The 1,360-nt window shown below is 64.5% G+C and carries 1 protein-coding gene and 1 pseudogene; both read left to right on the forward strand.

Going from position 1 to position 1,360, the window contains the following annotated elements; translation table 11 throughout:
* Window positions 1-8 precede the first annotated feature (8 nt).
* On the forward strand, window positions 9-101 hold the full coding sequence (locus tag VBE63_RS31720; protein ID WP_416274730.1) for a hypothetical protein: 93 nt from the start codon (window positions 9-11) through the stop codon (window positions 99-101).
* A 61-nt stretch (window positions 102-162) separates the two neighbouring features.
* Window positions 163-1,360, forward strand: a pseudogene (locus tag VBE63_RS29425) (hypothetical protein); the annotation flags it as partial.

The raw sequence follows: 1,360 nt of genomic DNA on the forward strand, positions 1-1,360 counted from the left end.
GCGCGAGTATCGAATTCGAATACGACTACGACAGCAACCCGGCGATCCGGGCCAAGACCACCGACACCGCGCTGAACCTGAAGCTGGGCTATGCCTGGTGAAGCCGGACCCCATCGAATCGTGACAAAGCGGTCTTGTCGAAGCCTTCTTGCGATCGGCCTCGTGCTGATCGGGCTGGTCTTCCAGATCACCTGGGCGCAAACCGAGACGGTTGGCGAAGGCTCACCGGTGAAGCCTGCGATCCTCGACGCCAAGATCGCCGAGACCGAATCGGCAGCTGGTCTGCCGGAGGGGGTCAAGCGGGTGCTGCATCGGCGCGAGCAGCAGCGGCTCGCGGATGCGGACGCCTATTTGGCGGCCCTTCTGCGCGAAGCGGATGCCAACGCCCAGACTGGTCCGCTGCGCGCCCGACTCCTGGAGCTGGTCGATGAACGGCGGACCTTGCTCGACAAGGCGATCGAGTCCGAGGATGCGCTGCTGCTCAAGCTCGGCGAGCTGGAGACCGCCCAATCCGATCTACTCGCCACGATCAAGCAATTCGATGCGCTCCTGGATGTGAATCTGCTCTGGGTCCGCAGTGCCTCGCGCACCGAGCTGGCCGAGCTTGGCGCGCTGCCCGATCAGGTGTGGCGGATCATCTCGCCGAGCGGTTGGACCGCGGTCGCCGGCGTGCTGCTGCATCAAGCCATCCACTCGCCGATCTTCGTGCTGTTTGGGGTTTTCCTGGTCCTGTTCCTCTGGGGCCGCAAGCACCTGATACAGTGGATCGCAGCCATCAGCGAGCGGCTCGGTAAGCCGACCAGTGATCGCTTCGTCTACAGCCTGCAGGTGCTTCTCATTACACTGCTCGCCGCCGCGGCCTGGCCGCTGGTGGCGGCGGTGATCGGCTGGCAGCTGCGGGTCTCGTCGCAAGCGACCGACTTCTCGATGGCGGTTGGCAGTGCACTCCTCGCACTGGCCATGCAGTTCTATTTGCTGCGCGGGCTGCGCCTCATCTGCATCCCGCGCGGGCTCGCAGCAGCCCATTTTCGCTGGCCTGCACCCAGTCTGCGGCTGTTGCGCAGGGAGCTGGATCGACTGTCCTGGACCTATTTGCCCGCCGCCGCGGTGCTGCTGGTGATCGTGCATCTCGACCCCCTGAATGCCGGCTGGGCCGCAGGGCGCGTCGCCTTTGTCGCCCTCGTCGTCTCGCTGGCGATCGCCTTCTATCGCTTGTTGCACCCAAGGACCGGTGTCTTTGCCCACAGCACCCGGCGCGAAGCCGGGCGGCCACTGCCGTTCATCGACAGGCTCCTGTATCCATTGATCGTCATCGCTCCCTTGGTGATCGGGGTCCTAGAAGTGATGGGCTATCTCTACA

It is taken from the genome of Lamprobacter sp., from assembly GCF_034860625.1.
In the GTDB taxonomy this organism is placed as follows: domain Bacteria; phylum Pseudomonadota; class Gammaproteobacteria; order Chromatiales; family Chromatiaceae; genus Lamprobacter.